This window comes from Klebsiella sp. WP3-W18-ESBL-02 (assembly GCF_014168815.1).
GTDB classification, from domain to species: Bacteria; Pseudomonadota; Gammaproteobacteria; order Enterobacterales; family Enterobacteriaceae; genus Kluyvera; species Kluyvera ascorbata_B.
In genome coordinates this window covers 3,989,685-4,009,551 of the sequence record NZ_AP021972.1, presented here as the reverse complement: position 1 = coordinate 4,009,551, position 19,867 = coordinate 3,989,685, and the positions used below count along the sequence as shown (strand labels likewise).

General features: G+C 60.2%; 19 protein-coding genes and 1 pseudogene. 2 read left to right on the top strand and 18 right to left on the bottom strand.

Annotation, left to right across the window (positions count from 1 at the left end; genetic code table 11):
* Nucleotides 1-22: 22 nt before the first annotated feature.
* Together H7R56_RS19255 and H7R56_RS19250 are read right to left on the bottom strand one after the other, a co-directional pair.
* Nucleotides 23-844: a DUF932 domain-containing protein gene (locus H7R56_RS19255; protein WP_003847794.1), complete on the bottom strand. Its 822-nt coding sequence runs from the start codon at nucleotides 842-844 to the stop codon at nucleotides 23-25.
* Nucleotides 845-936: 92 nt separating this feature from the next.
* Nucleotides 937-1,800, bottom strand: a complete 864-nt coding sequence (locus H7R56_RS19250; protein ID WP_003847792.1) for a GTPase family protein — start codon at nucleotides 1,798-1,800, stop codon at nucleotides 937-939.
* 429 nt (nucleotides 1,801-2,229) lie between these two features.
* Between H7R56_RS19250 and H7R56_RS19245 the strand changes: the two genes are divergently transcribed.
* Nucleotides 2,230-2,481 carry a hypothetical protein gene (locus H7R56_RS19245; RefSeq protein ID WP_003847791.1) on the top strand — a complete coding sequence of 84 codons (252 nt, stop codon included), beginning with the start codon at nucleotides 2,230-2,232 and terminating at the stop codon, nucleotides 2,479-2,481.
* 15 nt (nucleotides 2,482-2,496) lie between these two features.
* Here H7R56_RS19245 and H7R56_RS19240 read toward each other — a convergent pair.
* Nucleotides 2,497-3,644 (bottom strand): IS3 family transposase gene (locus H7R56_RS19240; RefSeq protein WP_106930876.1). Its coding sequence is split into 2 segments (ribosomal slippage): nucleotides 2,497-3,407 and nucleotides 3,407-3,644, totalling 1,149 coding nucleotides; the frame shifts between segments, so codons are not numbered across the junction.
* 56 nt (nucleotides 3,645-3,700) lie between these two features.
* On the opposite strand from H7R56_RS19240, the pseudogene H7R56_RS19235 reads away from it, so the two are divergent.
* Nucleotides 3,701-4,541, top strand: a pseudogene (locus tag H7R56_RS19235) (IS5 family transposase); the annotation flags it as partial.
* Between the two features lie 224 nt (nucleotides 4,542-4,765).
* On the opposite strand, the gene H7R56_RS19230 reads toward H7R56_RS19235, so the two are convergent.
* The 15 genes from H7R56_RS19230 to H7R56_RS19160 form a co-directional block, all read right to left on the bottom strand.
* Nucleotides 4,766-5,917 (bottom strand): S1C family serine protease, encoded by a 1,152-nt coding sequence (locus H7R56_RS19230; protein ID WP_003847784.1) that lies wholly within the window; start codon nucleotides 5,915-5,917, stop codon nucleotides 4,766-4,768.
* A gap of 24 nt (nucleotides 5,918-5,941) precedes the next feature.
* A complete protein-coding gene (locus H7R56_RS19225; protein WP_003847782.1) occupies nucleotides 5,942-6,907 on the bottom strand; it encodes a zinc metalloprotease HtpX in 966 nt (321 codons plus the stop codon).
* Nucleotides 6,885-7,382: a heat resistance protein PsiE-GI gene (gene psiE-GI / locus H7R56_RS19220; protein ID WP_003847780.1), complete on the bottom strand. Its 498-nt coding sequence runs from the start codon at nucleotides 7,380-7,382 to the stop codon at nucleotides 6,885-6,887. The genes H7R56_RS19225 and psiE-GI overlap by 23 nt, the downstream gene beginning before the upstream one ends.
* Nucleotides 7,379-9,094 carry a heat resistance system K+/H+ antiporter KefB-GI gene (gene kefB-GI, locus H7R56_RS19215; RefSeq protein ID WP_032948597.1) on the bottom strand — a complete coding sequence of 572 codons (1,716 nt, stop codon included), beginning with the start codon at nucleotides 9,092-9,094 and terminating at the stop codon, nucleotides 7,379-7,381. The genes psiE-GI and kefB-GI overlap by 4 nt, the downstream gene beginning before the upstream one ends.
* 3 nt (nucleotides 9,095-9,097) lie before the next feature.
* The gene (gene trx-GI / locus H7R56_RS19210; protein ID WP_000786814.1) at nucleotides 9,098-9,538 is read right to left on the bottom strand and encodes a heat resistance system thioredoxin Trx-GI; all 441 of its coding nucleotides are present in this window, start codon (nucleotides 9,536-9,538) and stop codon (nucleotides 9,098-9,100) included.
* Nucleotides 9,528-10,673, bottom strand: coding sequence for a hypothetical protein (locus H7R56_RS19205; RefSeq protein ID WP_003847774.1), 1,146 nt, complete (start codon nucleotides 10,671-10,673; stop codon nucleotides 9,528-9,530). The genes trx-GI and H7R56_RS19205 overlap by 11 nt, the downstream gene beginning before the upstream one ends.
* A gap of 79 nt (nucleotides 10,674-10,752) precedes the next feature.
* Entirely contained in the window at nucleotides 10,753-11,364 is a 612-nt protein-coding gene (hdeD-GI, locus tag H7R56_RS19200; RefSeq protein WP_003847772.1) for a heat resistance membrane protein HdeD-GI, read from the bottom strand.
* An 89-nt stretch (nucleotides 11,365-11,453) separates the two neighbouring features.
* The gene (gene yfdX2, locus H7R56_RS19195) at nucleotides 11,454-12,341 is read right to left on the bottom strand and encodes a heat resistance protein YfdX2 (protein WP_003847770.1); all 888 of its coding nucleotides are present in this window, start codon (nucleotides 12,339-12,341) and stop codon (nucleotides 11,454-11,456) included.
* Between the two features lie 102 nt (nucleotides 12,342-12,443).
* The gene (yfdX1, locus tag H7R56_RS19190) at nucleotides 12,444-13,358 is read right to left on the bottom strand and encodes a heat resistance protein YfdX1 (protein WP_003847769.1); all 915 of its coding nucleotides are present in this window, start codon (nucleotides 13,356-13,358) and stop codon (nucleotides 12,444-12,446) included.
* A gap of 22 nt (nucleotides 13,359-13,380) precedes the next feature.
* The gene (gene hsp20-GI, locus H7R56_RS19185) at nucleotides 13,381-13,839 is read right to left on the bottom strand and encodes a small heat shock protein sHSP20-GI (RefSeq protein WP_001275372.1); all 459 of its coding nucleotides are present in this window, start codon (nucleotides 13,837-13,839) and stop codon (nucleotides 13,381-13,383) included.
* Nucleotides 13,840-13,926: 87 nt separating this feature from the next.
* Nucleotides 13,927-15,732, bottom strand: coding sequence for an ATP-dependent zinc metalloprotease FtsH (ftsH, locus tag H7R56_RS19180; protein ID WP_003847766.1), 1,806 nt, complete (start codon nucleotides 15,730-15,732; stop codon nucleotides 13,927-13,929).
* A 60-nt stretch (nucleotides 15,733-15,792) separates the two neighbouring features.
* Nucleotides 15,793-15,984, bottom strand: coding sequence for a hypothetical protein (locus H7R56_RS19175; protein ID WP_001446316.1), 192 nt, complete (start codon nucleotides 15,982-15,984; stop codon nucleotides 15,793-15,795).
* Nucleotides 15,984-18,833, bottom strand: coding sequence for a heat shock survival AAA family ATPase ClpK (clpK, locus tag H7R56_RS19170; RefSeq protein WP_003847763.1), 2,850 nt, complete (start codon nucleotides 18,831-18,833; stop codon nucleotides 15,984-15,986). The genes H7R56_RS19175 and clpK overlap by 1 nt, the downstream gene beginning before the upstream one ends.
* Nucleotides 18,834-18,938: 105 nt before the next feature.
* Nucleotides 18,939-19,508 (bottom strand): small heat shock protein sHSP20, encoded by a 570-nt coding sequence (gene hsp20, locus H7R56_RS19165; protein ID WP_003847761.1) that lies wholly within the window; start codon nucleotides 19,506-19,508, stop codon nucleotides 18,939-18,941.
* A 34-nt stretch (nucleotides 19,509-19,542) separates the two neighbouring features.
* On the bottom strand, nucleotides 19,543-19,824 hold the full coding sequence (locus H7R56_RS19160; RefSeq protein WP_003847758.1) for a helix-turn-helix domain-containing protein: 282 nt from the start codon (nucleotides 19,822-19,824) through the stop codon (nucleotides 19,543-19,545).
* Between the last annotated feature and the right edge of the window lie 43 nt (nucleotides 19,825-19,867).

The following is a 19,867-nucleotide window of genomic DNA, read 5'->3' as shown; positions in this document are numbered from 1 at the left end:
ACAACGCGGTAACATCAAGCAGCTACTGCAGCTGCGTGAGCAGCGTTTCCGCCATCACCCACAGTGCCCGGTTAAGCTTCACGTCCCCGTCAATGCCACGCACAGCACGGGTATGCGACCGTCCGCCTTTGGCATTACGGCCACTGAGCCCACCTTTAATCAGGTTCTCCTGAATACGCTGCCAGGTAGTCCACAGGTCGTTGCTTTCGTCCTGCCAGCGGCGCGGGGAGAGTATCTGCGATTCAGTAACCGGCTGGTGGTCCTCACCAAAGCGATACGTCAGCGCGGCTTTTGCCAGTGCCTGCTGCGCAGGTGGTGGTAACAGCAACGACTGCATGGCATCCCGCTTTTCTTCCACGCGATCAAAAATCCCCAGCACTTCATACGCTCCCTCAATCACCTGGCTCACCACATCCCCCTTGTGCGGCACCCGTACCTCGCCAAAGGATTCGCCGCAGACAAGACCGTTTTGGCACACAGCCCTGAACAGGCCCGGCAACATCTGGTAAGAACTTGTGCCATCATGGGAGTTAAGCAGGATAATTTCAGGCACCTGTTTACCGGTAATCTGTCCCTCCCGACGCAGGCGCAACATATGCTTCGTATGTTCACGACGACCAGGGTCACGAACACGGGTCTGACAGGCAAAGAACGGCTGAAAGCCCTCCCGATGCAGACTGTCCAGCAGAGAGATGGTGGGAATATATGTGTAACGTTCACTACGGGATTCGTGTTTGTCCTCGCTGAATACGCTGGGTACCACGCGAAACAGCTCTTCACGGGTTAACGGACGGTCACGACGAATAAGATTTGCAGCGCCAAAGCGCGAAGCCAGACGGGTCATAAGCAGATTCCTCATAATGGGGAAAACAAACAAAAGAAAGCCCTGTCGCACTAGCGACAGGGCTCGGGAAAGAACAGACAGGCGTTAAACGTTCAGAAGAAGAAATTCCAGACAGCCCGGGCAACGGACACCACGGTGTCACGGACGGCCTGTATTACGGCCCGTACCGGAGCCGGTATCAGTGGGAAAGCACTTACCGTGTCCAGTACCGCGCCGACCGTTTCACCAAAATCGTCACGTGCTTTTTCCTGGACTGTCGTTGTGCGAAAGGGAGACTGCAGTTGCGCCACCACCGGGCTACTGGCTTCACGTGGCAGACACTTTATCATCCGCTCGGCCATCACCCGTAACCCCCACTGCAGACGGACCGACACCGCACACACCGGATGTACAGGTTGAAACAGCTCGTGCAGCAGGCAGATTTTGCGGCTGAGATTCTGCTTCTGCGCCGTGGACAATTGACCACTACCGCTGGTGGGTTCAGTCTTGTCCGACTGGCTGATAACAAACAGCACCTTATGCCGGTATGACTCACCAATTACCTGATGATAAAAATGCTCATCCACCGCCAGCGCCCGATCATCGGCCTTGATCAGCCACAATACCAGGTCAAGTCGGGGAAGTTGCTGACGGTAAAGTGCAGCGTATTCCGCATCCCTGCGTTCACTTTCACCGACACCCGGCAAATCAACCAACGTCATAAAACGCTCGCCCAGTTGCAGCCGAAAACTCAGCGGATTACGGGTGCAGGCTGTGACATCGCTGACCGGGGATACATCACCAGCAAAAAGGGCATTGCAAAGGCTACTCTTTCCCGCTCCGGTTTTACCCAGAATACCTATCACTGGCTCGTAGTCTGTTAACTGGTTTATTTGCTGTAGAATCCGCTCTGATGCCCATTGTGGCAGACCAGAAAGCGATTGCTGAAATGACTTCAAACCTTCAGAATTGTTCATTACTACTCCTCTGAAAAATAATACAAAAACGGCAGAATCGTGAGATTCTGCCGTTAACCAGGTATGTTCAGAAGAATGATATCTATCTGAAAATAATTTGAATTAAGGTAGATGACGAGCCACTGCCGCCTGTGCTCTCGGTCCCTGAGTCGTTAGGTAATTCTGGTATCGCTCATCCCCAGACCAGAACAGTAGATAAGGGCAAATTGCCTGAGGGGGCTATATGGCATTGGGCAGCAAGGTTTTATAGTTGGATGGCATAAATATAACGGTATAGAAGCATCAGCCTATACGATGACTGCCTACGTTTAAGCCATAAATTCTAGCTGTTACATAAGTATTAATGCTGATTATCATCAATTTGATTATAACCATGGCATTTTATGGATTATCATATTAAATATTCATTTTTTCCTATAGTGATAATTCATGCTTGGTTCCCCTTCTAAGCGGCTTGAGGACTTGAGTCTGGTCCAGCGCGATCGGCTGGCCTACATAGATTTTCGGCTCTACTTCTTCGGTGAGATCGGTCGCCCAGATCTGATTGAGCGCTTCGGCGTGGCTCCAGCAGGGGCGACTCGCGATTTGGCTTTGTATCGGGAAATCGTGCCGCATAACATCACCTTCGATGGTAGCAACAAGATCTATCGCATCGGGCAGGCGTTTTCCCCGTTGTTCTGAATCGCCACGGATAATCTAGACACTTCCGAGCCGTTGATAATACTGGTTTTCATATTCTGTCGGTGACATCTGATCGCTGGAACCATGCCGACGCTTACTGTTATAAAACATTTCGATGTAATCAAAAATATCGCTGCGGGCTTCCTCCCGCGTTCCGTAGATCTTTTTCTTTATCCGTTCGCGTTTCAACAACTTGAAAAAGCTTTCTGCAACCGCATTATCGTGGCAGTTACCGCGACGGCTCATGCTGCCCTCCAGTCCGTGTGATTTCAGGAACGACTGCCACTCATGGCTTGTGTACTGACTGCCCTGATCCGAATGAACCAGCACCTGTTTTTGGGGATTACGCCGCCATACAGCCATCAGCAGTGCGTTCAGGACAATGTCCTTTGTCATCCGGGATTGCATGGACCAGCCGATAATTTTGCGTGAGAACAGATCAACAACCACAGCAAGATACAGCCAGCCTTCTTGGGTCCTGATATAGGTTATGTCGGTTACCCAACGCTCATCCGGAGCATCCGGATTGAACTGTCGCTGGAGCCTGTTGGGCGACACGATACTGGCCTCGCCTTTACGTGCCCACGGGCTCCGGTATCCGACCTGAGCCTTTATCCCGACACGTTTCATCAGTCGCCAGACTCTGTTGACTCCGCACTGTTGCCCGCTGTCCCGCAGATCCAGATGGATCTTGCGATAACCATAGACGCATCCCGATTCCAGCCAGAACTGTTTAATCTGTCCTGTCAGTCTCAGGTCTGCCCGATGGCGTTGTGACTGCGGCTGCTGAAGCCATGCGTAAAAGCCACTGGGATGAACATCCAGCACCCGACAGAGCAGGCGAACAGGCCAGCAACGGGCGTTGTCACGGATAAAGGCGTACCTCAGTCGGACAGTTTTGCGAAGTACGCCGCGGCTTTTTTTAATATGTCCCGTTCGTCAGTAACCCGCTTCAGCTCTTTCTGGAGACGGCGGATCTCGGTCTGAGCATCTGACTGTTCTTTATGAGTGGAGGAATCCGGCCCGTACTTCTTTATCCAGGCGTAAAGGCTGTGGGTGGTGATATCGAGACGTGTTGCAACGCTGGAAACAGAATAACCACGATCAACAACCTGTTTGACTGCTTCAATTTTAAACTCTTCGGGATAACGCTTACCGCTCATGGCACCTCTCTTTAAGCCATCTTAAATGACTCTGAGGTGTCTGTTAAACCCGTGTCGATTCAGGTCGCCCGGCGTATCCCTTGATGGCGATGCTGCGTATCCATCTGATGCAGAACTGGTTCGGCTACAGCGATCCGGCCATGGAAGAAGCGCTGTACGAGACGACCATCCTACGTCCGTTAGCCGGGCTGAGCATGGAGCGTATTCCTGACGAAACCACCATCCTCAACTTCCGTCGTCTGCTGGAGAAACATGAGCTGGCAGCCGGCATCCTCTGCGTGATCAATGGCTACCTGGGGGATCGCGGTCTGTCGCTGCGCCAGGGCACTATCGTCGATGCCACGCTGATCCACGCGCCCAGTTCAACCAAGAACCAGGACGGCAAGCGCGACCCGGAAATGCACCAGACCAAGAAGGGGAACCAGTATTACTTTGGCATGAAGGCGCACATCGGCGTTGATGATGAATCGGGGCTGGTACACAGCGTGGTGGGCACGGCAGCCACCGTGGCGGATGTCACCCACGTCGACAAGCTGCTGCACGGCGACGAGAACGTCGTCTGCGCCGATGCCGGCTACACCGGCGTCGAAAAGCGCTCCGAGCATGCCGACCGAGAAGTGATCTGGCAGGTCGCAGCACGCCGCAGCACCTACAAGATGCTCGATAAACGCAGCGCCCTGTACAAAGCCAAGCGCAAGATCGAGAAGGCCAAGGCGCAAGTGCGAGCGAAGGTAGAGCCCCCGTTTCGCGTGATCAAGCGGCAGTTTCGGCTACACCAAGGTACGTTTCCGAGGGCTGGTGAGGAACACTGCACAACTGGTGACGCTGTTTGCCCTGTCGAACCTATGGATGGCCCGCCGACATTTGCTGGCAAGCGCAGGAGAGGTGCGCCTGTAATGCGGAAAATGGCCGTCGCAAGGTGCTCGCGACGGCTGAAAGCACCGAAATGAGCGGGTGATCCGATCGTTTTTGATCGGTTCACCGCTTTCAAAATCAGCAGTGGCTGAAGTCAGCCGGAAATACAGGGCTACTTCAGACCATCCCTAGCTAGGGCTCGTAGTTCGGCGCAAGGCTGAAGTCGCTTGGCTGCTTCGCTGTGCAGATCCATGACCCACTTTCCATCAAACTCCCGGTTGTAGTTCCACAAGCATCTCGCGAGTCTTGCCGGCCCGCTCCACTAACAAGACCACAACATCTCCAACGTTCTTGTCGTCTAGCCGGGCCTGTAATGTGGTGACGTCGTCGACGGCGATACCGTCGATGCTGATAACGCGATCGCCGGGCACGATGCCGCCTGCGGTGACCTCGACGCCGACGAGCCCGGCCCTGTGCGCCGCCGAGCCCGGCGTCACGCGCAATACGAATACGCCCTTACTGCCGGTCAGCGCCTGCAGACGCGCGTTGAGCTGCTCATCCACCTCGATGCCCAGCGCCGGACGGATGTACTTGCCGGTCTTTATGAGTTGCGGCACCACGCGCATGACGGTATCGACCGGCACCGCAAAGCCTATGCCGGCCGAGGCGCCAGACGGACTGTAGATGGCGGTATTGATTCCGATCAGCCGCCCAGCCGAATCGAGCAGCGGGCCACCGGAATTGCCGGGGTTGATGGCGGCGTCGGTCTGGATCAGGTGATCGATGGCCGGGCCGCCCGCTTCTCCCGGCAACGAGCGGTCGAGCGCGGAGACGATACCAGTTGTGAGCGTCCAGTCCAGGCCGAAGGGGTTGCCGATAGCGAACACCTTCTGACCCACCTTGAGGTCGGCACTGGTGCCGACCGGCACGGCCGGCGGGCGCTTGAAACCGACGCCGATCTTGAGCACGGCGATGTCGTGCGCGGGGCTCGTCCCCACCAGCGCGGCCTGGTAGTCGCGGCCGTCGGCCAGTTTGACGGTGGCTTCGGACGCGCCCTGGATGACGTGGAAGTTGGTGACGACGTGGCCGGCGTCGTCCCAGATGAAGCCCGATCCAGTGCCGCGCGGCACGGAGAACACGTTGCGCGTCCAGACATCGCGTACTAATTGCGCGGTGGTGATGTAGACCACCGAGGCGCGCGATTTTTCGAACAGTTCGATGGTGGTTTTCTCGTCCGCCGCCAGATCGCCACGCGCCATCACGGTGCGTTCTGCTGCCTCGCGCGGACTGAACCATGCTTCGATGGCGGGCAGAAACTGCCACAGCAGCATGAGCGCGGCAATGCAGGCGGTGATGAAGAGCCCGCGCCGGACGAAGCGGTCCGGCGCGGGGCGTTGGTACGGGTCGAGATAGGCCATGAGACGTCTCCTGTTGATGGGCAATCAGCGCCACAGCCCGCTCGGGCGCCAGCGCGGTGGGCGCGTCGCCAAAGCGGATTCCGGCAAAAAATGGGGCGCGCGGAGTGGCAACGCTGATGCTGGCCCAGGCGCCAACGTCAGCAGGCGTGCGATGCGCTCTTGCGTTGCCGGACGCGTGCGCAAGCAGGAGGGCTCGGGATTGCCCCATCCCGGCCATAGCCAGGCACGCCAGGAGCGGCTGACCCGCTCGATTTTCGCCAGCGCGGACGCCAGCCCCTGCGGGTCGCCAGTCAGTTCCGCCGCAAGGCGGTCAGCGTCGAACTCACGCACGCGAGACAAGCCGAGCAGTGCGAGCAGAGCCAGCTGGGGCGATGCGGCCAATAACAATAGACCAGGCCAATAGACCTCCGCCGCGCCAACCAGCTGCGCGGGCAGGCTGAGCAGGATCGCGATCTGTCCCATAAGGGCCAGTAGGCTCGTGAGGCGACTGTCGGAATCCGCCAGCCCCATGACACGCAGATCCTCATTAGCGATGTGCGCGACCTCGTGCACGAGCACACCCGCCAGCTCGCGTGGGCTCAGGCTGCGCAGCAGGCCATCGGTGAGGGCGATCGATGCCTCCTGCTTCGATCCGGTGGCGAAGGCGTTGACGACGGCACTGGGCACATAGTGCGGCACCGGCGTGGCGGGCAAACCGGCACGGGCGGGCAGCTCGCGCAACCGGGCCCACATCTCGTGGGCTTCTTGCGGGTGCAAGGCCCGTACGCGGTACAGGCGCAAGCTCAGCGCCGACGCGGCTACCGGTTCCAGCAGCAACGCACCTGCAACGGCAAACAGCGCGAGCCACAGGCAGCCTTCCCCAAACGGCAGTCTCCCTGCTGCGGCTGCGATCCCGACCAGGGTCAGGACCAACAGCCCGGTCTGCAGGCGGTTGAGCCAGCGGTGTTGCAAGAGCGCCGTGCGCGGATCACTGGGATGATGACGGGTCATGCTCAGAGGTCTCGGCGGCGCGGTCGCCGCGCTTGCGCAGCAGCCAGTAGGTCGCACCCAGAGCCAGCGTGGCGCTTGCCAGCGCGGCTATCTTTGCGGGGCTCGCGTCGGAGTCGAGGACCACGAACTTGCGGGAGAGTGCGATCAGCGCGATCAGGACCACTGTCTTGACCTGGATGATGCTGTCCCGACGCAGCGCCACGCGCACGATGGAATGCTTGAACTCCATCGCGATCAAGAGCGTCATGATCATACCGAACACGCTCTGGAATACCTTGTGGTCCAGGGGATTGAAGGCATCGAGAACCAGCAGCGTGAAGACGATGGAGATGAGCTGGAACAGCGACACCACGATGATGACGGCGATCACCGCCGACAGCACGAGCGCGACGACCTGCTCGAAGCGCTCGTAAAAACTCATGATGGCTAATTGGTCACGCAAGACCTGAAATGGGTTAAGGCGTGTTGATTTCATGACGATGAACTCCCTGGAAAACGGCTGCTGTCGAGACGGCGGCGCATTGCGTTGATGTGTCCTTCAATCAGCTCGGTCGACATGCCAAGCGTCGACATCACCTGTTCCGCCAGCCCAATAGCTGCGGCAAAGGATTGCTGATACACGCGCACGTTGGGCATGGCGCGAAATGCATCGGCCGCGGTCGTACTTCTGCATGACACCCACAAGGTCAGCGCCGGACGGCGCTCGGCAATCGCCTGGGCGATGCGCAACGCTTGCTGGGCATGGGCGAACGTCAGCACCACCAAGTGCGCATGCGTCAAGCCGGCAGCCAGCAAGGTATCGGGCCGACTGGCATCGCCATGGAACACCGGCGCGCCGGCGGCACGCGCGGCCTCGACCTTCTGCGCGTCCGCCTCCAGCAGCAGATGCGCCACGCCGGCGTGGCGAAGAATCTCGCTGACTGTAAGGCCAAGCTCGCCCGCGCCGCAAACGATGACATGGTCTCGATATCGCGTCGTCTGCGCGGCGATCTCGACTTCTTCAGCCTGGGGTGGCTGAATGACGCCGCCGGTGCGGCTCAAGAACCGGGCAAGTACATCGTGATGGCGGATCAGTAGCGGTGCCAGAGCCATGCTGAGCACCAGCGCGACCAGCATGGGTTGGACGACGGTCGCGGGGATCAGATGCTGCTGCAAGACCGTGCCCAACAACAGCAGGGCGAACTCGCCGCCGTGCCCCAACGCTATGCCCGCGCGCCAGGCATCGAGGGCGGACAGGCGCGTCGCCCGCAAGGCCAGCGTATTGAGCAGGATCTTGACTGGTACCAGCACCACCAGCCACGCCAGCACCGCCAGCGGTGCCGAAATAATCTGTGCTGCGTCCAGTTGCAGGCCGATGGTCACGAAGAACACGCCCGACAACACATCGCGAAAGGGCCTGAGGTGGCTTTCCATGTGGTGCCGGAAGTCGCTCTCGCCCAGGACCATCCCGGCGAGGAAGGCCCCCAGGGCGGCGGATACGCCGACCGCGTGCGCAGCGGCGGCGGCAGCCACCACCACGCACAAGGAGACGAGCACGAACGATTCCTCGTGGCCCCGCCGCGCCACCCAGCCCAGCAGGCCATGCAACAGACGGCGCGAGGCGAGGGCCGCTGCCGCGAACAGCAGCAGCACACCGAATACTTCGAGCAGCACATGCTCGATCTTCGGCGACTCGCCGCGCGCCCAGATCGCCAGCAAGGCCAGCAGGGGCACGCTGGCCAGGTCCTGAAAGACCAGCACGGCGATGGCACTGCGGCCGTGGCGGGTGGTGAGCTCGCCTTGGTCGGCCAGTTGTCGGCTGACCAGCGCCGTGGACGACATGGCCGCCGCAGTGCCGAGCAGCGCGGCGCTCTGGCCGGGCTGCCCCAGCCACATCAATAGCAGGATCAGCGGCGGGGCCACGGCGATCATCTGCAGAGCGCCCGCCATCAGCACCGTCCTGCGGGCGAGCCAGAAGTGTCCGAGGGAGAATTCCAGTCCGACCATGAACAACAGCAGCGCCACGCCCAGCTCGGACAGAAAGCTCAGCGTCTCCCCCGGCGCGATCACGCTGATGACTGAGGGGCCCAGTACAACGCCGACAGAGAGATACCCCAGCAAGGCGGGCACTCTGAACGCCGCCGTCGCCATCGACGCCAGGCTGCAAGCCGCCAGCAGGATTAGCGTATCGCCGAGTAAGGCCTGCATCGGTCAGCGTCCCACTTGCGTCGACGTCCAGCGCACGATGTCCTGCGCGCCCATCGCGCCGGCCTGACGGGCGATCTCCCGCCCACCCTGGAACAGGGCGAGCGTCGGGATGCTGCGGATACCGAACTGCGCGGCCAGGTGGGGCTCAGCCTCGGTATTCACCTTCGCCAGCCGGATCCTCGGTTCGAGCTGGTGCGCCGCTTGCTGGAACTGTGGCGCCATCATCTTGCACGGCCCGCACCATGGCGCCCAGAAATCGACCAGTAGCGGCAGATCGCTGCGCTCCACGTGGCGCGAGAACGTCGCCGTGGTCAACTCGATGGGCTCGCCCGTGAACAAGGGCTGCTGGCAGCGGCCACAGTTGGGATGTTCCGATAGCTTCGCAGTCGGTACGCGGTTGATGGACTGGCAATGCGGGCAGACGAGGTGAAGATCATTCTTCATGGTTCGCCTCCTTGGACCACAGTGAGGCTGCCTCGCTTCGGGTCACAGACAATGCCGACCAATCAACGCCTTGGAGCCAATCGTTCCCGTTTTTGCTTACTCCGGCCTCTTCCAGATGAGCAGCGATGAATGCTTCGGCCTGCATGAGCCACCTTCGGACAGCATCTTCCTTACTAGGAATCAGCAGGATTTCAGAGACGCTGCTGGCATTCAGCCCGTCCACACGGATAAGCAGAAAAATGCGCCGCCACAAACGCGGCATGTCCTTCAGCAGGTCAAATGCAAAAGCGAGCTCGCTCGACCGATCAATCAGCTCCTCCTGTTCCGCGATCGTTGCGACATCGGGATGCTGACTGCCAGCGAAGATATCGGCCAGCTTGAGTGTGTCATCGGGCTGATAAAATTCGAAGATTTCCTCTTCCACCATGGCCTCGGCCACGTCTTGGGCATCCGGTTCGACCGGCGCGTCCAGAGAAACGAATTCGCCAAATTGCCGGCTGCTTGCCACTTCGTTATCCAGGACGGCGAACAGATGCTTCAAAAGATCGGTGTAAGCCTCTTTTTCCCCCGGCACGGATTGCCATTCCACCTCAGCTCGGACAATCGCTTCATCCACCACGTCGCGCAGCGTCGGATAATCGCGCGGTAAATCGCCGACGGCCCGCAGATAAGCCAGCTCACGCCTTGCGACAGCCTCAAGTTTCGACAGTAGAGGCATTCGGGTCACCTCGGCCTCATGGGCGGCTGATGCGGGTTTTGCGGCAATCCGCACCTTGAGCTCGCGCAAGCGCTCGCGTCGTGCTTTGCGCTTGATTTGATCCTGAGCATGCAGTCGGTCAAAATGCTTCCTGGCCTGACGGAACAACGACTGTGCGAGCATCTTCGCGAGGGGCGTCAGCTCGTCATGTGATGCAGTAACGCTGACAATCTTTTTGCCGGGCAGGTGCATATAGCCACTGGCCAGAAATTGCCGCTTGATCTTGTCGCGATCAAGGACGATTTGAAGTTGCGCTGAATCTTTAGTGTGTTTGTCGAGCAATGGCTTGAGGGCGTGCTCGATCACATTTCCCAAAGTTCTCTGCCAAGGTTCATGAAACTCTTTGTCGATAGCTCGATAGCTATATTGCATCTGCATGTATGACTCCTTCGATGTCATTTCTATGGAGGTATGAATCGAGGATGCTCATATCCATAGATTTTGGTTTGGCACGCTCTTACCCCAGGCGCGTTTTGCGAAGACTCCAACTCAAGAACAAAAGCGTGACGCCATAGACTGCCGCATGGAAACCCAACAGCCAGCCTGCGGCCACGAATGACTCGACCGGACGGGTAAAAAATATCCACAAGACGATAGCGCCAAGGATAATCGAGAGCAGTCCACTGAGGGCAAGCCAGATTTCACCCTTGATTTCCCGACGCAGCCGAACGGCGGCGGATATCTCCAGCACACCGGTGAAAATCGCCCAGAAGCCCACGCTAGCCCATAAAAAAGAAGCCAAGACTATCGTGGCGGCCCAAGGAGCAACCAGGACGACGACGCCCGTAAGTATGCCGACAATGCCGCTGAACAGCAGCCAGCCCCAGCGCTCTTTTTTCTGTATATGGCGCACCGCTGCAAACAAGTTGAACGCGCCATTGACCAAGGAAAATGCGCCGAACATGATGGTCATGGCCAACAGAGCCGATTGTGGCATCCAGAACGCGAGGGCTGCAAAAATCAATGCCAAGACACCGCGCAGCACAAAAAGCCACCAATTTTGGCTCAGCGAACACAGTGCTTTGGTGGGGTCATCCGCATTGGAATTAGCGATGGTGTCTGTGTTCATGCAATATCTCCTAAAGATCTATACAGAATAAAAAATCAAACACTCATGGAACAAGAGAGGGGGCGCTATGCGCCCCCTATCCAGGGGTTTCAGAACAACTTGGACAGTTTTGCCTTGACTTCATCGAGCCAGCCTTTTCCGCAGCCTCCCCCTCCCGTCTTTTCCTTGATTTTCTTGAGTTCAGCGTACAGGGGCTCAAAGTCCTTCCTTTTTCCATAGCCCAGCAGTTCTGCCATTTCCAATTGCTGCCGGGCTTCGTTCAACAATGTCTCCAGGCGCTCATTGGATGCTTCGCTGCGCTGACCATCTTCTACCAGGGGCTCGGCGCGCTTCAGGAGCAGCTTCGCACGCAGGACGGGCAGCGGAAGCACGCTGCGCTCCTCGACCAGCGTGCTGAGCGCTGACTGCAGCGCGGCTTTGGCTTCTTCGATCTTGCCCTGATCGATCAGCGGCACGACTGCCTTCACGGCTGCGGGATAGGACGCCAAAGGGATGCTGGTGACCGTGATCACGATTTCACTGGCCAGCAAAGCCAGCACGTGGCGAGCCTGTTGCACCTCGCCATGTTTGAGGGCATCCAGCGCCTCGTCGGTCATCGCCTCAATGGTTTCCGTGTTGGCGAACAAGTCGTGCACGATGGTGCGCACATCAACGCCGGCCAGGGCGAGCGTGGGTTCGCGCGCGACGATCAGCTCCAGCTTTCCCGTCACTTCGGCCAGCGTTGCCAATGCGCGTGCAGTGTCCTTGCCGTCAAGTGCGGCCAGCGCGGATTTGGTCAGCGACAAGGCCGAGACTGCCTCATCGAGGACTTGTTTACGTTTGTCTTCCGCCTGCGAGTCCGTTTCTTTCTGAACCTCAGGCTGTACCTCCGTGACGACTTCAGGCTTGGACTCTGGACTGACAGGAAGGCTGCTTACCGCGGCCTGTTCGTTTATTCCTTCGTTCGTCGCATTGGGATTCGGTGTTTGCTCATTCATGGTGATATGCCTCGTATGAGATAGTGAAAATAGGCGAATCTATTGGGGCTGAATGCGAACATCGCGAGACTGACCGACAGAGCAGTCAGCCCCTTCATCACCTCAAAACAGCTTTTGGATGCGCGTCTTCAACTCGTCGAACCATCCCTTGCCGCTTTTGCCACCAGCCGACTTTTGCTCAATGGACTTCACCTGATCGAAGATGGGTTTGAAGTCCGCCTTCTTGCCATAACCCAGGATCTGCGCCATCTCGATCTCCGTGCGCACGGACGACAGCAAGGTGCTGAGCTCCTCGTTCTGCTTGGCATCGCGCCTGTCGGTCTCGGCCAGCTTTTCAGCTTTTGCCATCGCGGCTTCGGCCCGTAGCACGGGCAGAGGAAAGGCGACCGAGGTCACCACCAGCGTGTTCAGTGCTCGGGCGAGTTCCGCTTTGGCGTTGTCGATCTTGCCGCTGTCGATGAGCCGTGCGGCCGACTTGATCGCTGCCGGGTACGTTGCCATCGGAAGGTTGTCGGTTTGGATTACGATTTCGCTGGCCAGATTGGCAACGATGGGCCGGGCCTTTTGCACCTCGCCATCACCCAACAACTCCCGAGACAACTTGACCGCTTTCTTTACCGATTCCACGTTGGCGTGGATATCGTGGGTGATGACGCGTACATCGACCGGCGCCAAAGCAAGTTTGGCGTCGCGTGCCAATACCAGTTCCATCTTTCCGCTGGCCAGTTCCAGCGCAGCAAGCGCCTCCTTGGTCTTATTTGCATCAAGGAGGGTCAAAGCCTCCTGGGTCTTGGTGAGCGCCGTGATGGCGTCTTGAGTGAGCTCGGCACGCTTTTTATCGGCTTCCCGGGCGGCCTTGTCATCTACCTGTGGCTGTGCCGCCTTGGATGCGGCAGAGGGTGCTGCAGCACCTGGGCTAGAACCTGCCGCCGATTGGGCCAGAGCCGGTCCGCTCAGTCCGACGACGACCGCCAGGGCAAGTGCGGAGAAGGTGTATTGTGGCTGTTTGATATTCATGATCTTGGGCTCTTGATTGAAGTTAGTTGACTGAGATTTCAATCTGTTTCGGTTTGGCTTGCTCGGCCTTGACAAGCCGCACTTCCAGCACGCCGTCTTTCATGGAAGCCGTCACCTTGGTCGGATCAACGTTGTCAGGCAAGACAAAGCTGCGCACAAAGCGGCCATACGCACGTTCGATGCGGTGGAACTTCTTGCCCTGCTCCTCTTTTTCCAGTTTGCGCTCGCCGCTGATGGTGAGCACACCGTTTTCCGCGCTGACGCGCACGGCATCCTTGGGGACCTCCGGCAGATCCAGCTTGAGGAGGAATGCGTTCTCATCCTCGCTGATGTCCGCCATTGGTGCCCAGTCCGCCGTGGTCATGGCTTCGTTGCCGGTACGGGCGCCCTGTCGCTGGGGTATTCGTCCGAACATCGTCGCCAGGCGGTTTTGCAATTCATCCAGTTCCCGGAAGGGGTCCCACGGTGTCAATGCAGACATATCGGTTCTCCTTGAACAATGCCGACGAATTGGATGACGCACTGAACAGAGCCGTCGGTTTACTCTGAATGGCACCTACTACTGTTTTCAGTTCCGAACAAGTCCTTGAGTCAATTGACGGATATCGCTTTCGTCGAGCGTTTCCCGCGCCAGCAGCTCGCGCGCACAGCGCTCCAGCACCGCGCGGTTGATGTCGAGAATCCGGTAGGCGCGCTCGAACACGCCCATCACGATGTCGCGGATAGCCTGATCGATGCGCGCCTGGGTCGATTCGGCCAACCGGCAACCGCCGTGGGCCAGTTCAGGTGTATCGAGAAAGCGGGGCCGCTGCGCCTCGAAGGCGATGTAGCCCAGGCCCTCGTCCATGCCAAAGCGGGTGATCATGTCGCGGGCGATGTCGGTGGCTCGCGCCAGATCGTCCGCCGTCCCGGTAGACAACTCGCCGAACACCAGCTTTTCGGCGGCACGCCCGCCCAGCAGTACGGCGATCTTGTGCTCGAGATCGGTACGCGTCATCAGGAAGCGGTCTTCGGTGGGGCGCTGCAAGGTGTAGCCCAGCGCGCCGATGCCGCGCGGGATGATCGAGATCTTGTGTACGGGGTCGGTTTCGGGCAGCGCCAGCGCCACCAGCGCATGGCCCATCTCGTGATGGGCCACGGTTTCCCGCTCCTTGGGGTTGAGCACGCGGCTCTTCTTTTCCAGGCCCGCCACGATGCGCTCGATGGTCGCGGTGAAGTCCTGCAATTCCACGGCGGACGCACGGCGTCTCCTCGCCGCCAGCGCCGCCTCGTTGACCAGATTGGCGAGGTCCGCGCCGGAAAAGCCCGTGGTCAGTGCGGCTACCTGTTCGAGGTCTACATCCTGGGCCAGCGTCACCTTCTTGACATGAACCTTCAGGATGTCCAGCCGCCCCTTCTTGATGTCGGGCCGGTCCACCAGCACCTGGCGGTCGAAGCGGCCGGCACGCAGCAGCGCCTGGTCGAGGATTTCGGGGCGGTTGGTGGCGGTGAGGATGATCAGCCCGACCGAGCTGTCGAAGCCGTCCATCTCCGTGAGCAGCTGGTTGAGGGTCTGCTCGCGCTCGTCGTGGCCGCCGACGCCGCGCGCGCGGCCCAGCGCATCGAGCTCGTCGATAAATATGATGGCCGGTGCCTGCCCGCGGGCCAGCTCGCACACACGGACCGCACCCACGCCGACGAACATCTCGACAAACTCTGAGCCGGAGATGGAGATGGAGAAGCAGGGCACCGCCGCCTCGCCGGCAACAGCCTTGGCCAGCAATGTCTTGCCGGTGCCCGGTGGGCCGACCAGCAACACGCCCTTGGTAATGCGCGCCCCGAGACGGCCATAGTCCTGCGAATTCTTCAGGAAATCGACGATCTCGACCAGCTCCGCCTTGGCCTCATCCCCCCCCGCGACATCGGCGAACGTCACACCGGTGTTCTTTTCCACGAACACCTTGGCGCGGCTCTTACCGATGTTGAGAAACCCGCCCATGCCCTGCTTCTCGGCGAAGCGGCGGAACAGGAAGAACCAGACGCCAAAGAAGGCTACCGCTGGCAGGATCCACGACAGCACATCGCGCAGCCAGGTGCTCTCCAACACGCGGGCATAGGGCACGTCGTACTTCGACAGGCGATCGGCAAGATCGGGTTCGACCCTCGTTGCAACGATCGTCGTCTTGCCCCGGCTGTCCGGCGACTTCAGGCGCCCGGTCACCGTACGATCCGACACCAGCACTTCGGCCACGCGCCCCTCGGCTAGCGCCTTCTCGAACTCGCTGTAGGGCACCGGCTCGACGGTTTTCGCCGTCTGCCAGTAGCTCTGCAAACTCAACAACAGCAGGAGTGCAACGATCCAGTAGCCGGTATTCCATTGATTCTTTTTTTCCATGGGCCGTGTTCCTCGAAAGTCGAGTTGCCAGAGGATCAGGTGAACAGACGGGCCGCACCGTCACGCAAACGGATGGCCAGCGAGCGGGAGAGCAGTGCCGCCGCTGATGAGCAGCCCCCACGGCGTGGCCGACCGCGGATCACGCTTGTAGACGACCGCGTGACCCGCGGCCACGACCGCCACCGCGATCGAGGCCAGGGAGGCTGCCCATGCCAGGCCGATGGGGTCGGACACGGCAGCCTCGCCCGCCATCAAGATGCGTCGCTCGCCGACTTCTTCTTGCGCGAGCCTTTGCCAGCGTCGCCGTGCGGCGTCTCGGTCGCCTTCGCGGCATCCGGCAGCTCCGGCTCGGCCGGGGTCTGCGGTGGCTCTTTGCGTTCGAACACCACGCGTTCGGCCTTGTCGTCCCAGCGTGCGCTGGCGTGATCGCCCTTGCCGATGCCGCCACCGAGCATCTCGCGCGCCAGCGCAGTTTCCAGCTCGCTACGGATCAGGCGCTTGAGTTCACGCGCACCGAACTCGGGCTTGTAGCCTTCTTCCGCGAAATGGTCGATCAGCGTCTGATCGAAAGTGAGCGTCACGCCCTGGCTGGCGGCGCTGCGCGCCACGCGATCGAGCTGCAGGCCGACGATGTGGCGGATCTCCTCCTTGCCCAGCGCATGGAAGACGATTATCTCGTCGATGCGGTTGAGGAACTCGGGCCGGAAGTGGCCGCGCAGCACGTCCATGACCTCGGCCTTGGTCTTTTCGTACTCCTCGCCAGCCGCCTCACGCGCCTTCAGCCGTCGCTGGATGATGTCCGAACCCAGGTTGGACGTGGCGATGATGATGGTGTTGGTGAAATCCACCACCCGGCCCTTGCCGTCGGTGAGGCGACCGTCGTCGAACACTTGCAGCAGGATGTTGTAGACGTCAGGGTGTGCCTTCTCGATCTCGTCGAGCAGCAGCACGCTGTAGGGCTTGCGCCGCACCTTCTCGGTGAGCTGACCGCCTTCGTCGTAACCGACATAGCCCGGAGGCGCGCCCACCAGCCGCGCCACGGTATGGCGTTCGCCATATTCCGACATGTCGATGCGCAACAGGGCGTGCTCATCGCCGTAGATAGATTCGGCCAATGCCTTGGCGAGCTCGGTCTTGCCCACCCCGGTCGGGCCCAGAAACAGGAAGGTAGCCACCGGTTTGCTGCCTTCGCGCAGGCCGGCGCGGGACAGCCGCACGGCATCGGCCACGGCACGGACCGCCTCGTCTTGTCCCACCAGGCGCTCGTGCAGCCGTTGTTCCAAGTGCAGCAGCTTTTCGCGCTCTTCCACCGTCAACTCGTTGACCGGGATGCCGGTCAGGCGCGAGACGATCTGCGCCACGTGTTCCGCCTTTACCTCGGCACTGCCGGAGGCCCGCTCCCGCTCCCAGTCCTCGACGAGCTTCTTGAGCTCGGCCTCCTTGGCTTCGATGCGCTTGCCGAGCTCGGCGGCCTGGTCGTACTGCTTGCGCGCGGCCACGTAATCCTGTTCACGCCGCAGCTGGTGCAGTTCGGACTCCAGCTCCTGCACGGCCACCGGCCGGGCCGTGGCCGACAGCTTCACGCGCGCGGCCGCCTGGTCGAGCAGGTCGATCGCCTTGTCCGGCAGGAAGCGCGCCGTGATGTAGCGGTCGGACAACTCGGCCGCCGCGATGATCGCGTCCTCGGAGATGCTGACCTTGTGGTGCGCCTCGAAGGTGTCGCGCAGGCCGCGCAGAATCATGATGGTCTGGGCCACCGTCGGCTCGGGCACCGTCACCGGCTGGAAGCGCCGCTCCAGTGCGGCATCCTTCTCGATGTATTTCTGGTACTCGTTCAGCGTCGTGGCGCCGATCAGGTTGAGTTCACCGCGCGCCATCATCGGTTTGAACACGTTGGCCACGTCCAGCCCGCCTTCGCCACCGCCCTGGCCGGCACCGACGATGGTGTGCACCTCGTCGATGAACAAAATCAGCTCGCCCTGGTGCTCGGTCACCTCCTTCAGCACCTTCTGCACGCGCTCCTCGAACTCGCCGCGATATTTGGCGCCGGCCACCATGGCGTTGATGTTGAGTTCCACCAGGCGCTTGTCGCGCAAGGTCTCGGGCACTTCACCCGCCACCATGCGCTGCGCCAGCCCTTCGACGATGGCGGTCTTACCCACACCCGGCTCGCCGATCAGCACCGGGTTGTTCTTCTTGCGCCGGGCCAGCACCTCGATGGTGGTTTCGATCTCCTGCGCGCGGCCGATCACCGGGTCGAGCTTGCCGTCGCGCGCCATCTTGGTCAGGTCGCGCGAGTACTTGTCGAGTTCTGGCGTGTTGGTCGGCGTCTCAGCGCGTCCATCCTCGGCGCCCTTGCCGACCACCTTGCTGACCTGTTGGCGCAGCGCCTGCGGCGTCAGGCCGTAGCGGCGCAGCAGGTTGGCGGCCAGCCCTTCGCCTTCCTCGGCCAGACCGATCAGGAAATGCTCTGGACCGACATAAGAATGGCCGAGTTCATTGGAGGCCACGAAGGCGCGGCTGAGCGCATCCTTCACGCGCGGCGACACGCCGATCTCGCCCTCGAAGGGCTTGTCCCCGCGCTTGGCCTCAGACTCGATCTGCCGCTTGAGGTCATCGACCTTGATCTTGAACTGACCCAGGATGGTCTTGACCACGTCGCTGTCGGCCAGCGCCAGCAGCAGATGTTCGGTATCCACCTCGGAGCGGCCAAATTCGGCAGCGTGTTTGGCGGCCTCCTGCAACAAGGCTTCCGACTGTTCGCTGATGCGGCTGGCCAGCCCACTGCCGCGACGGCGCGGCGCACCCGAACCTGCGGCGGCGGGCTCGCCAAACGAGGCATCGACCACGTCATCGGTATCGGCGGCAACTGGCGTCGCGTCGTCGCCGATGCGGAAGAAGTCACTGCCGAGGAAGTCCTCGAACAGGCCACTGCGCGAACCGAACAAGGCTTCCAGCGGCGAAACGGTGCGCTTTTGCTGGCGCACTAATTGCCGGTAATGGTCGTCGCACAACAGCATGGTGCTGTGACGACCGTTGAGATTGGCTTCCACCCGCACGGTGGCGGGTTGGCCGCAGACCTGGCATTGTTTTCTGGCCATGCTGATGCTCCTGAGAAGGTTGACAAGGTTGAGGCGACGAGGCATCGCGAGCCGCGACACCTCGTCTCGGGCCGGGTTTTTCTTGTGACGAACGAGCCGGCGACGTCAGCCGTTGATCGGGATCGAGCGTCCCTGCTTCGGCGCACTGACCTCGCGCTTGTCGATCGTGACCGTGAGCACCCCGTTCTTGAACGATGCCTTGATCGAATCCTGGTTGGCGTCGTCAGGCAGGTTCAAGGCACGCTGAAAGCTGCCGTAGGAGCGCTCCACACGGTGGAAGCCACCTTCCTTCTTCTCCTGTTCCTGGCGCTTCTCGCCACGCACCATCAGCACGTCGTTGTCGAGGGTGATCTGGATGTCCTTCTCCTCGACACCGGGCACTTCCAGGGCAATCTTGTACTGCTTGTCGGTTTCCTGGATGTCCAGGGCCGGCTTCAGCATGCCCGACCAATCGGATGGCCACTGCGGCATGTTCAACGCCGAAAAACCGAAGCCCCGGAATGCGTCATCGAACAGCCGGTCGATTTCCCGATGCAGTTGCAGGATCGGGCTGACTGGCCCGCTAGCCGCTGGCAGGTCATTGCGCTGCACTGGCAGGGAAGAGGCGGTCTGCTGCTCTTGCTGCTCGTTCTTGAACCAGTTCCAGGGAGCCAACTTCTTGAAATCGATGTCCATGTCATACCTCCAGAAAAATTGGAAAACGAGTTACTCAAGCCCTTTGCCTGCTGCGACGGGCACTGCGCCCAGGCGACACGGGCTGCTCGGATGACTTCTGCTGTTCACGCTTGCGCATCACCTCCTTCTTTGCTCCGGCTCGGGTCTGATCATTGAGCCACTGATCGATTTCACTTTGACGAAACCGCCACGTCCCGTCCACCTTGAAAGCCGGAATTTCCCCGTGCGCGGCGAGCCGATAAAGCGTCCGCTTGCCGACTTTCAAGTACGCAGCCAATTCATCGAGCGTGAAAATCACCTGTAGGTGCGCTTTCATCTCACCCTCTCCAATCGCGTCGCTTTGCGGTTCCGGCCAAGGA

What these genes read in the sequence shown, in the direction of transcription:
- psiE-GI (WP_003847780.1), bottom strand. Translation starts at nt 7,382, where the DNA reads ATGAAATCAACACGCCTTAACCCATTTCAGGTCTTGCGTGACCAATTA.
- yfdX1 (WP_003847769.1), bottom strand. Translation starts at nt 13,358, where the DNA reads ATGAATATCAAACAGCCACAATACACCTTCTCCGCACTTGCCCTGGCG.
- hsp20-GI (WP_001275372.1), bottom strand. Translation starts at nt 13,839, where the DNA reads ATGTCTGCATTGACACCGTGGGACCCCTTCCGGGAACTGGATGAATTG.
- H7R56_RS19250 (WP_003847792.1), bottom strand. Translation starts at nt 1,800, where the DNA reads ATGAACAATTCTGAAGGTTTGAAGTCATTTCAGCAATCGCTTTCTGGT.
- H7R56_RS19160 (WP_003847758.1), bottom strand. Translation starts at nt 19,824, where the DNA reads ATGAAAGCGCACCTACAGGTGATTTTCACGCTCGATGAATTGGCTGCG.
- kefB-GI (WP_032948597.1), bottom strand. Translation starts at nt 9,094, where the DNA reads ATGCAGGCCTTACTCGGCGATACGCTAATCCTGCTGGCGGCTTGCAGC.
- H7R56_RS19175 (WP_001446316.1), bottom strand. Translation starts at nt 15,984, where the DNA reads ATGGCGGGCGAGGCTGCCGTGTCCGACCCCATCGGCCTGGCATGGGCA.
- H7R56_RS19225 (WP_003847782.1), bottom strand. Translation starts at nt 6,907, where the DNA reads ATGACCCGTCATCATCCCAGTGATCCGCGCACGGCGCTCTTGCAACAC.
- clpK (WP_003847763.1), bottom strand. Translation starts at nt 18,833, where the DNA reads ATGGCCAGAAAACAATGCCAGGTCTGCGGCCAACCCGCCACCGTGCGG.
- H7R56_RS19205 (WP_003847774.1), bottom strand. Translation starts at nt 10,673, where the DNA reads ATGCAGATGCAATATAGCTATCGAGCTATCGACAAAGAGTTTCATGAA.
- trx-GI (WP_000786814.1), bottom strand. Translation starts at nt 9,538, where the DNA reads ATGAAGAATGATCTTCACCTCGTCTGCCCGCATTGCCAGTCCATCAAC.
- H7R56_RS19255 (WP_003847794.1), bottom strand. Translation starts at nt 844, where the DNA reads ATGACCCGTCTGGCTTCGCGCTTTGGCGCTGCAAATCTTATTCGTCGT.
- ftsH (WP_003847766.1), bottom strand. Translation starts at nt 15,732, where the DNA reads ATGGAAAAAAAGAATCAATGGAATACCGGCTACTGGATCGTTGCACTC.
- H7R56_RS19230 (WP_003847784.1), bottom strand. Translation starts at nt 5,917, where the DNA reads ATGGCCTATCTCGACCCGTACCAACGCCCCGCGCCGGACCGCTTCGTC.
- hsp20 (WP_003847761.1), bottom strand. Translation starts at nt 19,508, where the DNA reads ATGGACATCGATTTCAAGAAGTTGGCTCCCTGGAACTGGTTCAAGAAC.
- yfdX2 (WP_003847770.1), bottom strand. Translation starts at nt 12,341, where the DNA reads ATGAATGAGCAAACACCGAATCCCAATGCGACGAACGAAGGAATAAAC.
- hdeD-GI (WP_003847772.1), bottom strand. Translation starts at nt 11,364, where the DNA reads ATGAACACAGACACCATCGCTAATTCCAATGCGGATGACCCCACCAAA.
- H7R56_RS19245 (WP_003847791.1), top strand. Translation starts at nt 2,230, where the DNA reads ATGCTTGGTTCCCCTTCTAAGCGGCTTGAGGACTTGAGTCTGGTCCAG.